Source organism: Endozoicomonas sp. SESOKO3 (genome assembly GCF_024606255.1).
Map to the genome: position 1 here is coordinate 1 of NZ_JAHHPR010000204.1, position 3,157 is coordinate 3,157.

At 53.1% G+C, this 3,157-nt stretch carries 1 protein-coding gene; it reads right to left on the bottom strand.

Features of this window, described 5'->3' with window-relative positions:
* Nucleotides 1-3,142: calcium-binding protein (locus tag KDK18_RS03480; protein WP_257253241.1), on the bottom strand; the 3,142-nt coding region annotated here is incomplete at its 3' end.
* Nucleotides 3,143-3,157: the final 15 nt, after the last annotated feature.

Here is a 3,157-nt window from a genome sequence, read left to right on the forward strand (position 1 = left end):
CAAGGTTGTTGCCACTGAGTCTGATTGAATCCGCATGAGTGCCCGTGTAAACCTTGTGGTGACCCTCACCCAGTATCACCGTGTTAAAACCGCTTCTCAGCCAGACAGACGTCTTTCCGCCGTGAGTGATGACTGTGTCGTTACCCCCTCCGGCATCCAGGATATTGGTGCCATTGGTGACCATGAAAACCGTATTCTCGTCGTTTCCTTTGATCCGGTCGTCGTGGGGAGAGTCCTGTATGACCTCGACACCGGTCACCACATCCCCCGACGACGGATCCCGGTTGGTCATATCCAGCCAGAGCTTTTCTTTTCGGATCATGTAGGAAAGGGTGTCTGTGCCGGGGCCACCGTCCACCACGTTTTGACCGGTCAACACCGCCCGGTCATTGCCCGCCCCCAGTTTTATTACGTCTGTCCCATTGCTGGCATAGACGAAATCGTCACCACGGCGCGCATCCACTATGTTGTTGCTATTTTTATCTCCCCTGAGAAAAATGGCATCACGCTGGTCAGACCCGTACACTTCTGAGCCGTCTTCGGAACCCACCAGGTTTTCCATACCCTGAACAGTGCCCCCGGTCTTCAGGTAGTCCAGGAGGGCTGCGAAGAATTTAATGGACTGATGACTTTCACTGGCCTTAAGCAGGCTATCCTTTTTGAAAAAAAACAGGGAACGGTTGGCGTTCACCCAGAAAACGCCTTTGAGCGAAAAATAGATGTGGACTTCCTCTTTCGCGCTACCGTACTCAACTTTGCCGAGGTAAAAGTAAAGCTGCTCTCCGTAAATATCAGAAATTCGTCCGACGCCTGTGTGCCTGGCGTCAGGTTTGACGTGCTTCATCAATTCGTTAGTCACCAACGACCTGGCGACAGGGGCGACACGAAACACATCGAAAACGGATTTTTTGCCTGTTTCCCGGCCATCCGGGTGGTCGGTGCCCAACTTATGAAACAGGAGGTAATCATAAAAACGGCTAAGCCAGCTTCCGGTTTTCAAGTCCATCCAGAGTAATGGCTTAGGGTAACCATGACGGTAGCGAGTCGTGATATCCGTGGTTCCGGATGATAGGCCATGTAACTTGAGGGTATGACGACCAATACTGTAGTGAGCCGTGAAATTAACGCTTTTTTCTTTGCCGAAAACAGGAAGCGAGAAGCTGGGCAGAACCAGCGTATCATAGCCGGGTCCGCCAAAAAGGCGCCCATAGCCTAACCCCGGTGAATGATAGTCATCCCCTTTGCCACCGTGCTGTTCGACTGCGCCGAGCTTGTCAATGAGCCTGTCATTACCCGAGTCGCCATACTGGCGTTTACCGTAATAAATCTCATCGTTTCCCGGTCCTCCATAGCCCGTTCCATCCTCCTTTGACAGGTAAAGGGTGTCGTCGTCGGTTCCCCCATAAGCATTACCTGAGTGCCCAATCCAGATAATATCCCTGCCACTGCCCCCGTAGGCATCACCTGACTTTTCAATCCGGAGAAGGTCATCGCCAGTGTCCCCGTAAGCCGTACCTGACTTTTCAATCCGGATATCGTCATTGCCACTGTCCCCGTAAGCCGTACCTGACTCTTTAATCCGGATAATGTCACTGCCACTGCCCCCTTTGGCGATGCCTTTTTCCAGAATCAGCGTGTCGTTGCCTGAACCGCCAAAAAGCTCCCCCTTTTCAGAGATCAGGATGTCATTGCCACCCAAACCATAAAATATCTTGTATCCTTTCTCGCCTCGCATATAGTCCGACAGGTATGTTCCTCTCACGGTTCGCCTTACATTTTGCTTATCAAGTAAGGCAAGCCATTTGTCTTTATCGAACTTACGCACAAGAAGCCACGCAGCGGAGAACGTCAATGTCTCGAGGTTCTCATCATACTTGCTCTGGTCAAGATAATTACTGGCATCGTCGTAGAGCACAAACCGCCTGTAGCCCTCTTTCTCAAAGTGTTCCACCTGCTTATTAAGGTGTTCATTGAATTCAGGGCTCTCCAGTAAAGCGTTGAAATCCTCCCTGGCAGTAGGGGGTGGCATAATGGCCTGCAAGGCCGTTTGCACGAAACCCAAAAGCATACTGATCAGGTCTACAACAATACCCAGCTTTGGAAAGATGAAGTCCAGCGCCAGACTCAGAACATCAAGGCCAATGGTAATGACATCGAGGGCCGCTATGGCGCCAAAAATGACTGCCCGTTTATGGCTGCCAGCTTTTCTTGCCGCATCGGCGCTTGTGGCATTAGCGGCCAGTGAAACAGTGCCAGCGGCGAGCGCAATGACACCGCCTACAATCGGTAAAGTCCTGGCTACCCTGAGCGACGCTTTTGGGCCCAGCTTTAAAGCTGCGCCAAGGGCTCCTGCCGGATTTTTCGTCCTGACAAGAGTTTTGCTCAGCGCCCAGTTGGCGCTCATGGCAAGGCTGTAGGCAGAGTTAGTGATGCCCAGGCCCGCACCCGCATAGGCCAGGTTCCTGGCTTCAGCAGGCATTGAGTCACCGTATTTTTCCAGGTTTTCCAGTGTCACTGTGGCCAAGGCAAGGCCAGCGACGGCATTCCCTGCGCCGACAAGCATCCTGCCCGTATTAAATTTTGTACTACGGTCCAGCACATCCAGCACACGCATGAATTTCCCTTGCGATCTTTTCGACCCACCTCCTGACTTGATGTTATCCGGGTTATCGGGCCCAGAGCTATCCTCGCCGGTATGGCCTTTTCGGACCCGGAGCTGCTCCATGAATTCCGGGCTTGCAAGCAACAGTTCCTTGACATAGCGGGTGTCCGCGGCACTGTAGCCCGAGCCATTGAGCAACATGACCACCCGATCAATGATTTGCTCCGGACTCAACCCCTGCCTTTGCGCCAGTGTCTGTCTTAAGAAAGTAAGAAGATTCTTGCGGAATTCCGGGGTGTCCATAATGTCTTCGGTGACAACTGCCGCAAAGCGCTCCTGTTCCAACAGCAGGAAAGAGTCTGCCAGCAACCCTTTGTCTCCGGCAGCCTGCCTGACCCTGTTGAAGCGGTCACTGACCTCAATGTTATCCAGGTGCCCACTGACCCGGTCCACCAGGGCCATTGCGGTCTTGACTGGTCCGGAGCCGTCGCACAGCACGCAGTCTGCGACAGGCAGCCTGGTTGCCTGGCCCTCTGGCAAACCGGCCTTGTCCAG